Annotated in this window: 17 protein-coding genes; 8 read left to right on the top strand and 9 right to left on the bottom strand. The window is 63.1% G+C overall.

The features are described from left to right. Window positions 1–17: 17 nt before the first annotated feature. Together dut and coaBC are read right to left on the bottom strand one after the other, a co-directional pair. Entirely contained in the window at window positions 18–473 is a 456-nt protein-coding gene (gene dut, locus C4Q27_RS12360; RefSeq protein ID WP_064493082.1) for a dUTP diphosphatase, read from the bottom strand. Between the two features lie 5 nt (window positions 474–478). Further along, on the bottom strand, window positions 479–1,690 hold the full coding sequence (coaBC, locus tag C4Q27_RS12365; protein WP_003253409.1) for a bifunctional phosphopantothenoylcysteine decarboxylase/phosphopantothenate--cysteine ligase CoaBC: 1,212 nt from the start codon (window positions 1,688–1,690) through the stop codon (window positions 479–481). Between the two features lie 125 nt (window positions 1,691–1,815). Here coaBC and radC point away from each other — a divergent pair, with 125 nt between their 5' ends. Next, window positions 1,816–2,496 carry a DNA repair protein RadC gene (gene radC / locus C4Q27_RS12370; RefSeq protein ID WP_064493081.1) on the top strand — a complete coding sequence of 227 codons (681 nt, stop codon included), beginning with the start codon at window positions 1,816–1,818 and terminating at the stop codon, window positions 2,494–2,496. Window positions 2,497–2,630: 134 nt separating this feature from the next. Here radC and C4Q27_RS12375 read toward each other — a convergent pair whose 3' ends face one another. After that, window positions 2,631–4,220, bottom strand: a complete 1,590-nt coding sequence (locus C4Q27_RS12375; protein WP_064493080.1) for an ABC transporter substrate-binding protein — start codon at window positions 4,218–4,220, stop codon at window positions 2,631–2,633. Window positions 4,221–4,581: 361 nt separating this feature from the next. On the opposite strand from C4Q27_RS12375, the gene rpmB reads away from it, so the two are divergent. After that, window positions 4,582–4,818, top strand: coding sequence for a 50S ribosomal protein L28 (gene rpmB / locus C4Q27_RS12380; protein WP_003253504.1), 237 nt, complete (start codon window positions 4,582–4,584; stop codon window positions 4,816–4,818). Between the two features lie 11 nt (window positions 4,819–4,829). Then, window positions 4,830–4,985 (top strand): 50S ribosomal protein L33, encoded by a 156-nt coding sequence (gene rpmG / locus C4Q27_RS12385; RefSeq protein WP_003253507.1) that lies wholly within the window; start codon window positions 4,830–4,832, stop codon window positions 4,983–4,985. Between the two features lie 67 nt (window positions 4,986–5,052). On the opposite strand, the gene C4Q27_RS12390 is transcribed toward rpmG, so the two are convergent. Then, on the bottom strand, window positions 5,053–5,256 hold the full coding sequence (locus C4Q27_RS12390) for a hypothetical protein (protein ID WP_064493079.1): 204 nt from the start codon (window positions 5,254–5,256) through the stop codon (window positions 5,053–5,055). Between the two features lie 83 nt (window positions 5,257–5,339). Then, the gene (locus tag C4Q27_RS12395; RefSeq protein ID WP_051096395.1) at window positions 5,340–5,699 is read right to left on the bottom strand and encodes a cupin domain-containing protein; all 360 of its coding nucleotides are present in this window, start codon (window positions 5,697–5,699) and stop codon (window positions 5,340–5,342) included. 196 nt (window positions 5,700–5,895) lie between these two features. Between C4Q27_RS12395 and C4Q27_RS12400 the strand changes: the two genes are divergently transcribed. Continuing rightward, complete coding sequence (locus C4Q27_RS12400; protein ID WP_010955785.1) at window positions 5,896–7,389, top strand: aldehyde dehydrogenase; 1,494 nt, start codon at window positions 5,896–5,898, stop codon at window positions 7,387–7,389. 110 nt (window positions 7,390–7,499) lie between these two features. Beyond that, entirely contained in the window at window positions 7,500–8,639 is a 1,140-nt protein-coding gene (locus tag C4Q27_RS12405; RefSeq protein ID WP_064493078.1) for an MFS transporter, read from the top strand. A gap of 34 nt (window positions 8,640–8,673) precedes the next feature. On the opposite strand, the gene C4Q27_RS12410 is transcribed toward C4Q27_RS12405, so the two are convergent. Further along, window positions 8,674–10,227, bottom strand: a complete 1,554-nt coding sequence (locus C4Q27_RS12410; RefSeq protein ID WP_104886905.1) for a phospholipase D family protein — start codon at window positions 10,225–10,227, stop codon at window positions 8,674–8,676. 61 nt (window positions 10,228–10,288) lie between these two features. Beyond that, window positions 10,289–11,719, bottom strand: coding sequence for a PLP-dependent aminotransferase family protein (locus C4Q27_RS12415; protein ID WP_162497232.1), 1,431 nt, complete (start codon window positions 11,717–11,719; stop codon window positions 10,289–10,291). Between the two features lie 178 nt (window positions 11,720–11,897). Between C4Q27_RS12415 and C4Q27_RS12420 the strand changes: the two genes are divergently transcribed. Further along, the gene (locus C4Q27_RS12420; RefSeq protein WP_017148026.1) at window positions 11,898–12,128 is read left to right on the top strand and encodes a DUF1127 domain-containing protein; all 231 of its coding nucleotides are present in this window, start codon (window positions 11,898–11,900) and stop codon (window positions 12,126–12,128) included. A 200-nt stretch (window positions 12,129–12,328) separates the two neighbouring features. On the opposite strand, the gene C4Q27_RS12425 is transcribed toward C4Q27_RS12420, so the two are convergent. Next, entirely contained in the window at window positions 12,329–13,621 is a 1,293-nt protein-coding gene (locus tag C4Q27_RS12425; protein ID WP_104886907.1) for an FAD-binding oxidoreductase, read from the bottom strand. A 143-nt stretch (window positions 13,622–13,764) separates the two neighbouring features. Here C4Q27_RS12425 and C4Q27_RS12430 point away from each other — a divergent pair, with 143 nt between their 5' ends. Beyond that, the gene (locus C4Q27_RS12430) at window positions 13,765–14,118 is read left to right on the top strand and encodes a YkgJ family cysteine cluster protein (protein ID WP_003253518.1); all 354 of its coding nucleotides are present in this window, start codon (window positions 13,765–13,767) and stop codon (window positions 14,116–14,118) included. A 2-nt stretch (window positions 14,119–14,120) separates the two neighbouring features. Here the strand turns inward: C4Q27_RS12430 and C4Q27_RS12435 are convergent, their stop codons facing one another. Continuing rightward, entirely contained in the window at window positions 14,121–14,609 is a 489-nt protein-coding gene (locus C4Q27_RS12435; protein ID WP_003253520.1) for an Lrp/AsnC ligand binding domain-containing protein, read from the bottom strand. 156 nt (window positions 14,610–14,765) lie between these two features. On the opposite strand from C4Q27_RS12435, the gene dadA reads away from it, so the two are divergent. Beyond that, on the top strand, window positions 14,766–16,070 hold the full coding sequence (gene dadA / locus C4Q27_RS12440) for a D-amino acid dehydrogenase (RefSeq protein WP_064493073.1): 1,305 nt from the start codon (window positions 14,766–14,768) through the stop codon (window positions 16,068–16,070). The last annotated feature ends 56 nt before the right edge of the window (window positions 16,071–16,126 follow it).

Here is a 16,126-nt window from a genome sequence, read left to right on the forward strand (position 1 = left end):
AACGGTCATTTGCCGGCTCAGTGGCTGCCGGAGTGACCGAAGCCGCCAGCGCCACGCTGGCTTTCGTCGAACGCTTCGACGATTTCGAAGTGAGCCTGCACCACCGGCACCAGCACCAGCTGGGCGATGCGCTCGCCAACCGCGATGGTGAACGGTGTGTTGCCGCGGTTCCAGCACGACACCATCAGTTCGCCCTGGTAGTCCGAATCGATCAGGCCGACCAGGTTGCCCAGCACGATGCCGTGCTTATGGCCCAGGCCCGAGCGCGGCAGGATGACTGCCGCCAGGCCCGGGTCGCCGATGTAGATCGACAGGCCGGTAGGAATCAGAATGGTCTGGCCCGGTTCGAGGATGGTGTCTTCCTTGAGCAGGGCGCGCAGGTCGAGGCCGGCGGAGCCGGGGGTAGCGTATGCGGGTAGCGGGAATTCGCTGCCCAGGCGTGGGTCGAGGATCTTGGCTTGAAGAGCGTGCATGTAACTTATTGAACCTGGTTGAGCCGTTCGGCGATGAAGGCGACCAGTTGCCGGGCGATCTTGCCCTTGCTGGTCTGCGCGAAGAGGGTCTGGTGCTGCTGGCGGTCGATCACGGTCAAGGCGTTTTCTTCGCTGTTGAAGCCGATGCTGGGGTTGGCCACATCATTGGCGACGATCAGGTCGAGGTTCTTGTCCTTGAGCTTGCGCGTGGCGTAATCGAGCAGGTGCTCGGTTTCGGCGGCAAAGCCGACGCTGAACGGGCGGTCGGCGCGGCCAGCAATGGTGGCAAGGATATCGGGATTACGCACCATCTGCAGCAGCATGCCGTCGCCGGTCGTAGGATCTTTCTTCAGTTTTTGTGTGGCAACCACTTCGGGGCGGTAGTCCGCAACCGCTGCCGAGGCAATGAACAGGTCGCACGGCATGGCCGCTTCACAGGCCGCGAGCATGTCCCGCGCGCTGACGACGTCGATGCGGCTGACCCGGTCAGGGGTTGGCAAGTGCACAGGGCCTGTGACGAGGGTCACCCGAGCCCCTGCTTCGGCGGCCGCTTCGGCCAGGGCGAAGCCCATCTTGCCGGAGCTATGATTGGTGATGTAGCGCACCGGGTCGATGTTTTCCTGGGTCGGCCCGGCGGTGATCAGCACGTGCTTGCCGGTCAGTGCCTGGCGCTTGAAGCTTTCCGCGGCGCACCAGGCCAGGTCGGTGGCTTCGAGCATGCGCCCCAGGCCGACGTCGCCACAGGCCTGGCTGCCGGATGCCGGGCCGAACACCTGAATGCCACGGCTCTTGAGCAGCTCGAGGTTGGCTTGGGTGGCCGGGTCACGCCACATGGCCTGGTTCATCGCCGGCGCCACGGCGACGGTGGCGTCAGTGGCCAGCACCAGCGTGGTCAGCAGGTCGTCTGCCATGCCCTGGGCCATGCGTGCCATGAGGTCGGCGGTAGCTGGGGCGATCAGCACCAGGTCCGCCCACTTGGCCAGTTCGATATGGCCCATGGCAGCTTCGGCGGCCGGGTCGAGCAGGTCCATGTGTACGGGGTGGCCCGACAGCGCCTGCAGGGTCAGCGGGGTGATGAATTCTGCACCACCCCGGGTCATGACGACGCGCACCTGCGCGCCGTGCTCCAGGAGACGGCGAATCAGCTCGGCGCTTTTGTAGGCGGCAATGCCGCCACCCACGCCGAGAACGATGCGCTTGCGATACAGCCGCTGCATAGGCTTGCCTTTTTCCAGTGAGAGCGGGCGACGACGTTTGAAATGCCTGCGGCGGAACGTCGCATGTACGAGGCGAAATAGATTAACACAGGGCCGAAATGGGCCGCAGCAAAGGCAGGGGTGGAATGAACATCAGGGAGTGGCCGGCGGAAGAACGGCCTAGGGAGAAGTTGTTGCAGCGAGGGGCAGGGAGCCTGACAGATACGGAGCTGCTGGCCGTTTTTCTCGGCTCAGGCGTACGTGGGCGTAATGTCGTGGAGCTTTCGCGAGGCTTGTTGGTGAAGTTCGGCAGCTTGCGCCGGTTGCTGGAGGCTGACCGCGAGGCCTTCGTCGGCGAGCTTGGGTTGGGCCCGGTGAGGTACAGCCAGCTGCAGGCACTGCTTGAGATCGGCCGCAGGCACCTTGCAACGTCGATTGAGCGGGAGTCTGCCATGGACAGCCCGGCAGCGGTGCGACGCTACTTGAAAGCCATGCTCAGGCATGAGGCCAGCGAGGTGTTCGGGTGTCTGTTTCTCGATACCAAGCACCGGCCACTGGCATTTGAGATCCTGTTCAGGGGCACGATAGATCGGGCGAGTGTCTATCCGCGAGAGGTGGTGCGGCGGGCGTTGGTGCACAACGCTGCGGCATTGATCCTGTGCCACAACCATCCTTCAGGGATCAGTGAACCGAGTCAGGACGATGTGCATTTGACCCTGACGTTGAAGCGGGGGTTGGCGTTGATCGACGTGCGGGTGCTGGATCACATCATCATCGGTGACGGGGAGCCATTGTCGATGGTCGAGCATGGGTGGATTGTGGCCTGAGGGAGTACTGAGAGCCTTATAGGGTCAGTACGGGCCCTTTCGCGGGTAAACCCGCTCCTACAGGGGTAGCGCCAACTGCCAGGCTGGCGCTGTCCTGTAGGAGCGGGTTTACCCGCGAAGAGGCCGGTACAGGCTTACTTGGTCACCGTCACCTTGCTGAAATCCAGCCGCCCGAACGGGCTCACCTGGTACCCCTCGACGCCTTGGCGCAGCAAGGTCGCTGCCGTCGGGTGCGCCAGTGGCACCCACAGCGCCTGCTGCTGGATCAGTGTCTGCGCCTGCTGGTACAGCCGGCTGCGTACGCTCTGGTCGTTGGTGGTGCGCCCGGCGCTGATCAGCTGGTCGAGGCGGCTGTCGCAGAAGCGTGCGAAGTTGGTCCCTGACTCGACCGCCGCACAGGAAAACTGCGGGCTGAGGAAGTTGTCCGGATCGCCGTTGTCGCCCGCCCAGCCCATGAACAGCAAGTCATGCTCGCCGGCCTTGGCGCGGCGGATAAGCTCGCCCCATTCGATCACGCGGATTTCAGCCTTGATACCAATCTTGGCCAGGTCGGCTTGCAGCATCTGCGCGCCAAGGCTGGGGTTGGGGTTGAGCAGGCTACCCGAGGGCCGGGTCCAGATGGTGGTACTGAAGCCTTCGGCCAGGCCGGCCTTGGCCAGCAGGGCCTTGGCTTTCTTCAGGTCCAGCGGGTAGCCGGGCAGGTCCTTGGCGTAGCTCCAGGTATTGGGCGGGTAGGGGCCATTGGCAGCCACCGCAGAGTCTTCGAACACGGCCTTGAGGTAGGCTTGCTTGTCGAAGGCCAGGTTGATCGCCTGACGCACTTCCGGCTTGTCCAGCGGCGGGTGCTGGCTGTTGATGGCGACGAAGGCAGTCATGAATGCCGGGGTGGTAGCCACCTTGAGGTTACCGTCCTGGCCCGCTTCGGCAATGTCCAATGGCTTGGGCGACAGGGCAACCTGGCACTCGCCACGCTTGAGCTTCTGCAGGCGCACATTGGCATCGGTGGTGATGGCGAAGATCAGCGGGTCGACCGCCGGCTTGCCGGCGAAGTAGTCCGGGTTGGCGCGGTAGCGCACCACGGCGTCTTTCTGGAAACGCTGGAACACGAACGGCCCGGTGCCGATCGGTTGGTTGTTGAGCTTCTCCGGCGTACCGGCCTTGAGCAGCTTGTCGGCGTATTCGGCGGAGTAGATCGAGGCGAAGCCCATGCTCAGGGTGGCCAGGAAGGTGGCGTCCGGGTGGCTGAGGGTGAAGCGCACGGTGTTCGGCGACGGTGCCTCGATCGCTTTGATCAGGCTGCCCAGCTGTAGCGATTGGGCATGCGGGTAGCCGCCCGGCGCAGTCTTGTGCCAGGCATGGGCCGGGTAGAGCATGCGCTGGAAGCTGAACAGCACGTCGTCGGCATTCAGCTTGCGGCTTGGCTTGAAGTAGGGGGTGCTGTGAAACTTGACGTCATCGCGCAGGGTGAAGTCATACACCAGGCCGTCGGCCGATACCGTCCAGCTGGTCGCCAGGCTCGGCACCACCTTGCCTTGTGCCGCATCGAACTCCACCAGGCGGTTCATCAGCACGTCGGCGGTGGCGTTGGTGGTGGTGAGCGAATTGTACTGCACCACGTCGAAGCCTTCGGGGCTGGCCTCGCTGCAAACGCTCAGCGGAGCGGCCTGGGCAGCGCCAGCGGCGAACAGGGTGGTGAACAATAAGGAAAGTGCGGCGACACGCATGGTGGCTCCTTGGCTGTCAGTGGCCCATCTGCCAGTGCAGTCTGGAAAAGGCTTACCCTAGTGCGCCCGCCGGCAAATGACCACACCCTTTTTTGCAAATCTTGCGACGAGCGGTCGACGACTGGCGGGGCCTGCCGCTATGCTGGCCCGGCGCGTTCTGGCTAGCGGTAATGTGCATCTACTGTTGTTGCAGCCAAGTCTTTCTGGTATAAAGCAGCGCTCTTTTCTAGGGGCTCGGCCTGTCGCATAAGCGGATCCGGTCGATAAGGCCTCCAGAATCACGGCGCCCAGGCGCCAAAGACTGAGAGATTAAGCGGCCAACCCATGCCGGGTTGGGCATGTGGTTTTAGAGGGCTGAGTCATGTCGAGAGTCTGTCAAGTTACTGGTAAGGGTCCAGTAACCGGGAACAACATTTCCCACGCAAACAACAAAACCCGTCGTCGTTTCCTGCCGAACCTGCAGCACCACCGTTTCTGGGTTGAATCCGAGAAGCGTTTCGTGCGTCTGCGCGTTTCCGCCAAAGGCATGCGTATCATCGACAAGCGCGGCATCGACGCCGTTCTGGTTGACATCCGTAAAGCTGGCGCCAAGGTTTAAGGGAGAGCATCATGCGTGAATTGATCCGTCTGGTTTCGAGTGCCGGTACCGGCCACTTCTACACCACCGACAAGAACAAGCGCACCACCCCGGACAAAATCGAGATCAAGAAATATGATCCGGTTGTTCGCAAGCACGTGGTGTACAAGGAAGCCAAGATCAAGTAATTGATCGGCGACCTGAAAAAAACCCGCATCCGAAAGGAAGCGGGTTTTTTTTTAGCTACTGTCAGGGTCAGTTGAAGCTGAAGCTCTGGATCATCAGGTCGGCGTCGGCCTTGATCTGGATGCGCGCGGCGTCGTAGTCGCGGGTGGATATCTCGTTGGGGCCTACAACGCGAGCGCGCCCTGTGAGGGCGCGGATGGTTTCTTTCAGCTCCGGCACGTAGCGGGTGCCGACCAGGTGGGCGAGGGTTTGCAGAACTTCTTCGTTGGTCATGCTGATTTTCCTTGTGAGGCTGAATGGCCCGAAACGGGCAGGGTCATCCTCACGCATGCCTGCAAACTCCCTGCGCTACATAGTTACTTCTGCTCGAACATCACATAGATCTTGCGGCACGGCTCCAGCACCTCCCAAGTGCCTTTGAAGCCGGCGGGGATGACGAACCGATCGCCGGCACGCAGGGTTTTCGCCCCACCGTCCTGGTCGCGCAGCACCGAAACGCCCTGAACGATCTCGCAGTATTCGTGCTCGGTGTAGTTCACTGTCCACTGGCCCACCTCACCTTCCCATACGCCAGCGGCAAACTGCCCGCACGGGCTGGAATAGTGGTTGTAGACCGCCTGGTCCGGCTCGCCCTTGAGGATTTTCTCTGCAGCCGGGCGGTAGCGTTCGGCCTCGGTGATGGCCTGCGCGAAGTCGATGATGCTATCAATACTCATGGTTCGGCTCCTGTTGTTGTTTAATAAAATTAACATCAGTAGGCTTTTGAGCCTCTCGTGTCAAATATATTGATAGTTTACACCGGCTGGTTTAGGGTATCGCTTGCCAGTGTGCGCGTGGCGCCCGGCCAGAATTCTGACAACGCCTGTGAGTCCTCAGTGCGGCGTTGCACCTAAACAAGAGGAGGAGTTTCGTATGACCACCCTGACCCGTGCGGACTGGGAACAACGTGCCCAGCAACTGAAGATCGAAGGCCGTGCCTTCATCAACGGCGAATACACCGATGCCGTATCCGGTGAAACCTTCGAGTGCCTGAGCCCGGTCGACGGACGCTTCCTGGCCAAGGTTGCCAGCTGCGACCTGGCCGATGCCAACCGCGCTGTTGAAAACGCCCGTGCCACCTTCAACTCCGGCGTGTGGTCGCAGCTGGCCCCCGCCAAGCGCAAGGCCAAGCTGATCCGCTTCGCCGACCTGCTGCGCAAGAACGTTGAAGAGCTGGCGCTGTTGGAAACGCTGGACATGGGCAAGCCGATCGGCGACTCCTCCAGCATCGACATCCCAGGTGCGGCCCAAGCCATTCACTGGACTGCCGAAGCCATCGACAAGGTCTACGACGAAGTTGCCCCGACCCCGCATGACCAGCTTGGCCTGGTTACCCGCGAACCCGTGGGTGTGGTTGGTGCCATCGTGCCGTGGAACTTCCCGCTGCTGATGGCCTGCTGGAAACTCGGCCCTGCACTGGCCACCGGTAACTCGGTCGTGCTCAAACCGTCCGAAAAATCGCCGCTGACTGCCATCCGCATCGCCCAACTGGCGATCGAAGCCGGTATCCCGGCTGGCGTGCTGAACGTGCTGCCAGGCTATGGCCACACCGTGGGCAAGGCACTGGCCCTGCACATGGACGTGGACACCCTGGTGTTCACCGGTTCGACCAAGATCGCCAAGCAGCTGATGGTTTACGCGGGCGAATCGAACATGAAACGCATCTGGCTGGAAGCCGGTGGCAAGAGCCCGAACATCGTCTTTGCCGACGCCCCGGACCTGCAAGCTGCCGCCGAGGCCGCCGCCAGCGCCATCGCCTTCAACCAGGGCGAAGTGTGCACTGCAGGTTCCCGCCTGCTGGTCGAGCGTTCGATCAAGGACAAGTTCCTGCCGATGGTGGTAGAGGCCCTGAAGGGCTGGAAGCCAGGCAACCCGCTGGACCCGCAGACCACTGTCGGTGCCTTGGTCGATACCCAGCAGATGAACACCGTGCTGTCGTACATCGAGGCTGGCCACAAGGACGGCGCCAAGCTGCTGGCCGGCGGCAAGCGCACCCTGGAAGAGACCGGCGGCACCTACGTCGAGCCGACCATCTTCGACGGCGTGACTAACGCCATGCGCATTGCCCAGGAAGAAATCTTCGGCCCGGTGCTGTCGGTGATTGCATTCGACACCGCCGAAGAAGCCGTGGCCATTGCCAACGACACCCCGTATGGCCTGGCCGCTGGTATCTGGACTTCGGACATTTCCAAAGCCCACAAGACCGCCCGTGCCGTGCGTGCAGGCAGCGTCTGGGTCAACCAGTACGATGGTGGCGACATGACCGCGCCGTTCGGTGGCTTCAAACAGTCGGGCAACGGCCGTGACAAGTCGCTGCACGCACTGGAGAAGTACACCGAGCTGAAGGCGACCTGGATCAAGCTGTAACCCGGTAGGTCCTTTTCGCGGGCAAGCCCGCTCCTGCAGGTCTTCGCGACCGTTGCAGGAGCGGGCTTGCCCGCAAATGGGCCCCTGGAAATATTGGCTGGGAGGCTGTAATGCGTTGGGGTACCTACTTCGCCGTACTGGCATCGGTGCTCAGTGTCGGGCTGGCGCTTGGCGTGAGCATGCCGCTGGTGTCCCTGCGCCTGGAGGCCTGGGGCTACGGCAGCTTCGCCATCGGCGTGATGGCGGCAATGCCGGCGTTGGGCGTACTGGCCGGCGCCAGCCTGGCCAGCCGCCTGGCAGGTTGGGTTGGCGTACCTTCGGCGATGCGCCTGTGCCTGTGGGGCGGGGCGCTGTCGATTGGCCTACTCGCGCTGCTGCCTAGTTACCCGTTATGGCTGCTGCTGCGGCTGATGATCGGCATGTCTCTGACCGTGGTGTTCATCCTCGGCGAAAGCTGGATCAACCAACTGGTGGTCGAACAGTGGCGTGGCCGGTTGGTGGCGCTGTATGGCAGCAGCTACGCCCTGAGCCAGTTGGCCGGGCCGTTGGTGCTGGGTTTCCTCGGCTCTGATGACGACTTCGGCTTCTGGGCGGCGACCGGCCTGCTGCTGGCCGCCCCGCTGGTTCTGCTGGGGCGTGGTGGAGCGCCGAGCACGGAAGCCTGCAGTGTCACCTTTGGCGACCTGTTCGGCTTCTGCCGACGCTTGCCGGTAATTGCCTGGGCCATTGCCCTGTTCGCCTCGTTCGAGGCGATGATCCTCACCTTGCTGCCGGTGTATTGCCTGCAGCAGGGTTTCAGCACCGAAATCGCCTTGTTCATGGTGAGTACCGTGGTGGTGGGTGATGCGGTGCTGCAATTGCCCATCGGCGCGCTGGCCGACCATATGTCGCGACGTACCCTGTTCACTGGCTGTGCGGTGACCCTGCTGGTGTCCAGCCTGGCGATCCCGCTGCTGTTGCACACCCCGGTTATCTGGCCGTTGTGGGTGTTGTTCGGCGCCAGTGCCGGCGGCTTGTTCACCTTGTCGCTGGTGCTGATCGGTGAGCGCTACCGCGATGATGAGTTGGTACGGGCCAATGCCCACGTGGCCCAGCTGTGGGGCATTGGCTGTTTGCTCGGTCCGTTGTTGGCGGGAGCGGGGAGCCAGTGGATCAGCGGGCATGCGTTGCTGTTCCTGATGGCGGCCGGGGCTGCGGGGTTGGTGGTATTGACCCGGCGGCGCGGAGCCTTTGAGCCGGTTTCTGCCTGATGATTTTGGGGGCCGCAAGGCCCCGGAATCGCCGCTATAGCATCTTCTCCAAGCCAACCGCCTTGCTGATCCAGGCATTGAACCGCCGCCAGACCCCACCCGGCTCAGACGTCAGCACGTGCCGTTGGCCATTGTCCTCGGTCGCCCACACCAGCTTGTTGCCTATCAGTTTCACCTGATAGCTCAGCGCAGGCGCCATACCCTGCTGGGCCAGCTCGCGGGTGTATTCGGCCAGCTCCGGGCTGTCCACCAGTACCCCGACCTCGGTGTTCCACAATACCGAGCGCGGGTCGAAGTTGAACGAGCCGATAAAGGTCTTGCGCCGGTCGAACACGATCGCCTTGGTGTGAAGGCTCGAATCCGAGCTGCCACGAAAACTCAATCGCCCCGCGCTGGGGTCGCCTGGCTGGCGGCGAAGCTCGTAAAGCTGCACCCCGTGCTCAAGCAAGGCTCGACGATAGGGGGCATAGCCGCCATGCACTGCCGGCACGTCGGTGGCTTCAAGCGAGTTGGTCAGCAACTTCACCGAAACGCCAGCGTCGGCGCGGCCGGTCAGGTACAGCAGCCCCGGTTCGCCCGGTACAAAGTAGGCCGATGCCAGGACCAACTCGCGGTGCACGTTAGCCAGGTCCGGAGCCAGTTGCTGGCTCAGCAGTAATTGCGGGTCCGGTTCGTCTTCGGCCAACACCTTGCTGGGCGCATCCCAGAGCGCCTGTGCGTGAGCCCAGATCAACTCGTTGCGCCACACATCCAGACGCGGCTGCGACTGATAGGCCATCAAGCGGTCGTACAGGGCCTTGCGCTGGGTCCTGGCTTTGGCCAGCGACACTTCCAGGCGCTGGCGGCTGGCCCGCAGGTCGTTGGCATCCGGGTCATGCCAGAGGAAATCGGTGATCGGCCGGCTGAGGGCGCTGTTCCAGTACTGGTCGAAGCTGTGCCCCAGCTGCTCGGCCACCGGGCCCACGCCCAGCAGGTCGATGTCGGTGAAGTTGAGGTTGGGCTCGGCATCGAAATACTCGTCGCCCAGGTTGCGACCGCCGACGATGGCCATGCTGTTGTCCACCAGGAACAGCTTGTTGTGCATGCGTCGGTGCTGGCGCGACAAGTTGAACAGCCGGCCCACGGCGCGCGTAACGCCGGTACTGCGCCCCAGATGCAGTGGGTTGAACACGCGAATGTGGATGTTCGGGTGGGCATCGAGGGTGCCCATGACGGTGTCCAGGCCGTCGCTGGTGGTGTCGTCGAGCAGGATGCGCACGCGCACGCCACGGTCGGCGGCGCGCAGCAGTTCATGCACAAGGGCGCGGGTACTGAGGCCGTCGTGGACGATGTAGTACTGCAGGTCGATGCTCGCCTGGGCGTTGCGTATCAGTTCGGCGCGGGCGCGAAATGCCTCGTTGCTGTTGGGCAGCAGGCGAAAGCCCGAGCGGCCGCCATAGGGCGCGGCCTGGCGCAGCACCGAGCGGCCAAAGGCCGATTCGTGGGCAGGCAACGCCTGGCTGGTTTCCCGGGGCGCGCTGATGCTTGTGCAACCGGCAAGGCCGAGCAACAACACCAGCAGCAGAGGCAAGGCTCGCTGGAGTCTCAAGGGTGGACCGTCCTGTTACAGCAAGGGCTTTAGGGGTTTGACCGTGACGGGCGGCGCAAAGTTACGCGTCGGCGCTTTCGTCATCCAGTAGACGAAGGGCGGTTTCACCAACCTTGCGCACGGAGGCTTCGATTTGCGGCGTTGGCCTGGCGGCGAAATTCATGCGCAGGCAGTGGCGAAACTTGCCCGAGGCCGAAAAGATGCTGCCCACGGCAACCTGCACGCCCTGCTCCAGTAAAGCGCGGTTCAGCCGAAGCGTATCGAGATGTTCGGGTAATTCCACCCACAGCATGAAGCCGCCCTGGGGCCGGCTGACCCGGGTGCCCGCCGGGAAGTAGCGGGTCACCCAGTCGCCCATCAGGTCGCGGCCACGCTGGTACTGGCTGCGCATGCGCCGTACATGGGGCTGGTAGTGCCCGGCGGCGATGAAGTCAGCGATGGCCAGCTGAGGCTGGCTGGCGGTGCTGCCGGTGCTGATGTATTTCATGTGCAGCACGCGCTCCAGGTAGCGCCCAGGCGCCACCCAGCCGATCCGCAGGCCGGGCGCGAGGGTTTTGGAGAACGAACTGCAGAGCAGCACGCGGCCATCGTCGTCGAACGACTTCAGGGTGCGTGGGCGTGGGTAGGTATAGGCCAGGTCGCCGTACACATCGTCTTCCAGAATCGCCACGTCATAGCGTTGGGCGAGGCTCAGCAGGGCCTTCTTGCGTGCCTCAGGCATGATGTAGCCCAGCGGGTTGTTGCAGCTGGGGGTGATCTGGATGAGCTTGATCGGCCACTGCTCCAGGGCCAGCTCCAGCGCCTCCAGGCTGATGCCGGTGACCGGGTCGGTGGGGATTTCCAGCGCTTTCATGCCCAAGCCCTTGAGGGTTTGCATGGCGCCGTGGAAGCTGGGCGAGTCGACCGCGACGATGTCGCCTGGCTCGCAGACTGCGCGGATGCTGCATGACAGCGCCTCATGGCAGCCGGTGGTGATCACCAGGTCGGCCGGCCCCAGGCGGCAGCCGGAGTCGAGCATCAGCCGGGCCACCTGTTCGCGCAGGGCCAGGTTACCGTGGATGTTGTCGTAGTACAGGCCAGGCATGTCCTGGCGCCGGCTCAACTGGGCAAGGCTGCGCAGCAGCGGCTTCAGGGTAGGGCTGTCGATGTCGGGCATGCCGCGGCCGAGTTGCACCACATCATGGCGCGGCGTACTGCGCACCAGCTCCAGCACCTGTTCCCACTGCGAGATGTCCACCGGGCGCTGGGCCGGGCGGCTGACTGCGGGCAGTGCCGGCAACTGCCGTTGGTCGCTGACGAAGTAGCCGGACTTGGGCCGCGGCGAGACCATGCCGCTGTCTTCGAGCATGCGATAGGCCTGCTGCACGGTGCTCAGGCTGACCCCGTGCTCCTCACTCAGTGCGCGTACAGACGGCAGGCGCTGGCCAGGGCGATAGAGGCCCTGCTCGATGCGGGCGCCGAGTATTTCGGCGAGATTCAGGTAGAGGGTCAAGGCATACTCCTGCGCTGCATTGGCATAGCGACCGGTACAGTTGGGCTGAAAATACAGCATTCAGTCGGCCAACGGCCAATTCTGTATGGGAATAATAAGGCTGTATTGGATCTGTATTGTCGAGGGTGCCGACGCGCATGCTTTCTCCACGGTAGCAACTGAACGGGAGGATGCGGTGATGGGTGGCATGAGCGATGTGCGCTTGCAACTGTTGGCCAAGGAACTGGAAGCCGGGCAGCAGGCCAAGGTGTTCAACGCGCCAGAGGGTTTGGGGCGTTGGGGGCTGATGCTGCATCGCTGGCATACCCGCAGGGCGTTGCTGCAGCTGACCGATGACGAGTTGCGCGATGTCGGGCTGAGCTGGGAGCAGGCCCGGATCGAAGGGCGGAAACCCTTCTGGAAGGAATGACACGATGGTCGCAGGAGGGCCTGTTGTGCCCCAGACTTAAAACTTGCACCGACCCTGTGGGAGCGGGCATGCCCGCGAAGCAGAAGTCGCGGAGGATGGCACGGGCTTCGCCCGTGTTCGCGGGCACGCCCGCTCCCACAGGGGGCGCGTCAGCTTTTAGATTTTAAGCAAGACAGTTGCTGCCACAAGGATGGGGACTTTCAGGCCAGCTCTTTCAGGCGATGCCACAGCATCCCCAGCGCCAGCAGTGGCGAGCGCAGGTGCTTGCCGCCAGGGAAGGTGATGTGCGGCACCTTGTTGAAAAGGTCGAAGCGCCCGCTTTCCTGGCCACTGATGGCTTCACCCAGCAGGCGCGCGGCCAGGTGGGTGGCGTTGAGCCCATGGCCCGAGTAGGCCTGGGCGTAATACACGTTTGGCTGGCTGGCCAGGCGGCCAACCTGCGGCAGGCGATTGGCACCAATGCCGATCATGCCGCCCCACTGGTAGTCGATGCGCACGTCGGCAAGCTGCGGGAACACCTTGAGCATCTTCGGCCGCATATAGGCTGCGATGTCCTTCGGGTCGCGGCCTGAATAGTGGCAGGCACCGCCAAACAGCAGGCGGTGGTCGGCGGACAGGCGGTAGTAGTCCAGCGCCACGCGCTGGTCACACACCGCCATATTCTGCGGCAGCAATGCGCGTGCGCGTTCTTCGCCCAGCGGCTCGGTGGCGATGATGTAGCTGCCGGCCGGCAGCACCTTGCCGCCCAGCTCGCGATTGAGGTCGTTGTGGTAGGCGTTGCAGCACAGTACCAGGGTCTTGGCGCGTACCCGGCCTTGGGCGGTATGCACCTGCACTTCAGTGCCATAGTCGATGCGGGTGACTTCGGATTGCTCGAACAACTTCACGCCCAGGCGGGCGGCTGCGGCGGCTTCACCCAGTGCCAGATTGAGCGGATGCAGATGCCCGGAGCCCATGTCGACCAGCCCCCCCACATAGCAGTCGGCACCCACCACGCTGTGGATATCGTCCTTGCCGACCAGCCGCAGCTCATGTGCATAGCCCAGACTGCGCAGCTCCTCAGCGTCTTCGGCAAAGCCCAGCAGCTCGGCGGGTTTGTTGGCCAGGTCGCAGTAGCCCCAGGCCAGGTCGCAGGCGATAGCATGCTTTTCTACCCGCTCGCGCACGATCTGTACGGCCTCCAGGCCCATCAGCTTCATGGTGCGCACGCCTTCTTCGCCGATGACCGGGAGGAACTGCTCCAGACCATGGCCGACCCCTCGGATCAATTGCCCGCCATTGCGCCCACTGGCGCCCCAGCCAAGTTTGCGCGCTTCCAGCAGGATGACCGAGAAACCACGCTCTGCCAGCTCGATGGCGGTGTTCAGGCCCGAGTAGCCGCCGCCGATGATGCACACGTCGGCGTTGTGTTCGCCTTGCAGGTAGGCGTGGTCGGGGTGTGGCGCGCTGCTGGCGGCGTAATAGGAGGCGGCGTGCTGCGCGCTGTGGATCATTGGGGCGGCCCTGAAAAATGGAGGGGGGACGAGGATAAGCTGTGCCATCGCGGCCGGGCAACCAGCGAGGGCTTCATACTCGTTCGCGGGTGAACCCGCGAATAAGCCTATAATCCAATCACTTTGTCAGCTTGTATCCCGTCATGTCCTGCAACCGCCACAAGATCCACTTCCTGCGCGAACTCATCCCCTCTTTCGAGTGCGAGCCCGGCTGCCACGACTGCTGCGGCCCGGTCACCACCTCGGCGGAGGAAATGGCCCGCCTGCCGCGCAAGTCCCAGGCCGAGCAGGACGCTGCTCTGGAGCGTCTGGACTGCGTGCACCTGGGCCCCAACGGCTGCACGGTGTATGAAGAGCGGCCGATGATCTGCCGGCTGTTCGGCACCACCCCGCGCATGGCCTGCCCGCGTGGTCGTGGCCCTGAACCGATGATCGACCCCGCCGCTGAACAGTTGGTCCACCAGTTCATTGCCACCACCCGCCAGGTGCTGGTCTAGCCTCAGTCCGGGATCGGCAGGCAAAGGCTCTCCTTCACCTCTTCCATCACGATGTAGCTCTTCGATTCGCGCACGTGCGGCAGTTTCAGCAGGATGTCGCCGAGCAGCTTGCGGTATGAGGCCATTTCCGAAATACGCGCTTTAACCAGGTAGTCGAAATCACCCGACACCAGGTGGCATTCCAGCACGTGGGGCAGCTTCAAGACCGCGCGGCGGAACTCCTCGAAGGTGTCGCCCGACTTGTAGTCCAGGCTGATTTCCACGAACACCAGCAGGCTGCCCTTGAGGTGCTGCGGGTTCAGGCGGGCGTTGTAGCCCATGATGATGCCCTCGCGCTCCAGGCGGCGAACCCGCTCGGTACAAGGGGTGGTGGACAGCCCAACTTTCTCGCCCAGTTCGGTGAAGGAGATACGCCCGTCATTCTGCAGGATACGCAGGATGTTGCGGTCGATCTTGTCCAGTTCACGCTTGGTCTGGTGCTGGGTTCTCATAGGGGATGCCCCTCCGTGAAAGGCGATTTTGCCGAGAATTCTCGCCAATAATAGGCTTTTATATAGTGAATTGCACTGGTCTCAAATTCCTATACTGCGCCCATTCATGCCATTTCAATAAAAGTGTGCGGCGCGCCGCGTGTGAGGGATAAAACGATGCGAGTTCTGGTACTTGGTAGCGGTGTAATCGGAACCGCCAGTGCCTATTACCTGGCCCGGCAAGGTTTCGAAGTCACGGTGGTCGACCGCCAGCCGGCGGTGGCCATGGAAACCAGCTTTGCCAACGCCGGCCAGATCTCGCCCGGCTATGCCTCGCCCTGGGCTGCCCCTGGTGTACCGCTCAAAGCCATCAAGTGGCTGCTGGAACGTCACGCTCCCCTGGCCATCAAGCTCACGGGCGATGTCGACCAGTACCTGTGGATGGCACAGATGCTGCGCAACTGCACTGCCAGCCGCTACGCGGTGAACAAGGAGCGCATGGTGCGCCTGTCCGAGTACAGCCGTGACTGCCTCGACGAACTGCGCGCCGAAACCGGCATCAACTACGAAAACCGCAGCCTGGGCACCACCCAGCTGTTCCGCACCCAGGCCCAGGTCGATGCTGCGGCCAAGGACATTGCCGTACTCGAACAGTCCGGTGTGCCCTACGAGCTGCTCGACCGCGACGGCATTGCCCGCGTCGAACCCGCCCTGGCCGGCGTGAAAGATATCCTGGCCGGCGCCCTGCGCCTGCCGAACGACCAGACTGGCGACTGCCAGCTGTTTACCACCAAGCTTGCCGACATGGCGTTGAAGCTGGGCGTGGAGTTCCGCTTCGGCCAGGATATCCAGCGCCTGGACTTCGCGGGTGACCGCATCAATGGCGTGTGGATCGACGGCAAGCTGGAAACGGCAGACCGCTACGTGCTGGCGCTGGGCAGCTACTCGCCACAGATGCTCAAGCCGCTGGGCATCAAGGCTCCGGTGTATCCGCTGAAAGGCTATTCGCTGACCGTGCCGATCACCAACAGCGACATGGCCCCGACTTCGACCATTCTCGACGAGACCTACAAGGTTGCCATCACCCGTTTCGACAATCGCATCCGCGTAGGGGGCATGGCTGAAATCGCTGGTTTTGACCTGTCGCTGAACCCGCGTCGGCGCGAAACGCTGGAGATGATCGTCAACGACCTTTATCCTCGCGGCGGTGACCTGAGCCAGGCCAGCTTCTGGACCGGCTTGCGCCCGGCGACCCCGGACGGCACACCGATCGTGGGTGCCACGGCGTTCCGCAACCTGTTCCTGAACACCGGTCACGGTACCTTGGGCTGGACCATGGCGTGCGGTTCCGGTCGCCTGCTGGCCGACCTGATTGCGCGCAAGAAGCCGCAGATCAGTGCCGAAGGCCTGGATATCTCCCGTTATGGCAACAGCCGGGAAGTGACCAAGCACGGGCAAAGCGCGCCGGTTCACCAGCAGTAATAGCCTGTGCCGGCCCATTCGCGGGCTTGCCCGCTCCCACAGGAACACCACCGCTT

Source organism: Pseudomonas sp. SWI36 (assembly GCF_002948105.1).
Taxonomy (GTDB): domain Bacteria; phylum Pseudomonadota; class Gammaproteobacteria; order Pseudomonadales; family Pseudomonadaceae; genus Aquipseudomonas; species Aquipseudomonas alloputida.

Excerpts from the sequence above, each read along its gene's own strand:
- dut (WP_064493082.1), bottom strand. The coding sequence starts at position 473 with ATGCACGCTCTTCAAGCCAAGATCCTCGACCCACGCCTGGGCAGCGAA.
- coaBC (WP_003253409.1), bottom strand. The coding sequence starts at position 1,690 with ATGCAGCGGCTGTATCGCAAGCGCATCGTTCTCGGCGTGGGTGGCGGC.
- radC (WP_064493081.1), top strand. The coding sequence starts at position 1,816 with ATGAACATCAGGGAGTGGCCGGCGGAAGAACGGCCTAGGGAGAAGTTG.
- C4Q27_RS12375 (WP_064493080.1), bottom strand. The coding sequence starts at position 4,220 with ATGCGTGTCGCCGCACTTTCCTTATTGTTCACCACCCTGTTCGCCGCT.
- rpmB (WP_003253504.1), top strand. The coding sequence starts at position 4,582 with ATGTCGAGAGTCTGTCAAGTTACTGGTAAGGGTCCAGTAACCGGGAAC.
- rpmG (WP_003253507.1), top strand. The coding sequence starts at position 4,830 with ATGCGTGAATTGATCCGTCTGGTTTCGAGTGCCGGTACCGGCCACTTC.
- C4Q27_RS12390 (WP_064493079.1), bottom strand. The coding sequence starts at position 5,256 with ATGACCAACGAAGAAGTTCTGCAAACCCTCGCCCACCTGGTCGGCACC.
- C4Q27_RS12395 (WP_051096395.1), bottom strand. The coding sequence starts at position 5,699 with ATGAGTATTGATAGCATCATCGACTTCGCGCAGGCCATCACCGAGGCC.
- C4Q27_RS12400 (WP_010955785.1), top strand. The coding sequence starts at position 5,896 with ATGACCACCCTGACCCGTGCGGACTGGGAACAACGTGCCCAGCAACTG.
- C4Q27_RS12405 (WP_064493078.1), top strand. The coding sequence starts at position 7,500 with ATGCGTTGGGGTACCTACTTCGCCGTACTGGCATCGGTGCTCAGTGTC.
- C4Q27_RS12420 (WP_017148026.1), top strand. The coding sequence starts at position 11,898 with ATGGGTGGCATGAGCGATGTGCGCTTGCAACTGTTGGCCAAGGAACTG.
- C4Q27_RS12425 (WP_104886907.1), bottom strand. The coding sequence starts at position 13,621 with ATGATCCACAGCGCGCAGCACGCCGCCTCCTATTACGCCGCCAGCAGC.
- C4Q27_RS12430 (WP_003253518.1), top strand. The coding sequence starts at position 13,765 with ATGTCCTGCAACCGCCACAAGATCCACTTCCTGCGCGAACTCATCCCC.
- C4Q27_RS12435 (WP_003253520.1), bottom strand. The coding sequence starts at position 14,609 with ATGAGAACCCAGCACCAGACCAAGCGTGAACTGGACAAGATCGACCGC.
- dadA (WP_064493073.1), top strand. The coding sequence starts at position 14,766 with ATGCGAGTTCTGGTACTTGGTAGCGGTGTAATCGGAACCGCCAGTGCC.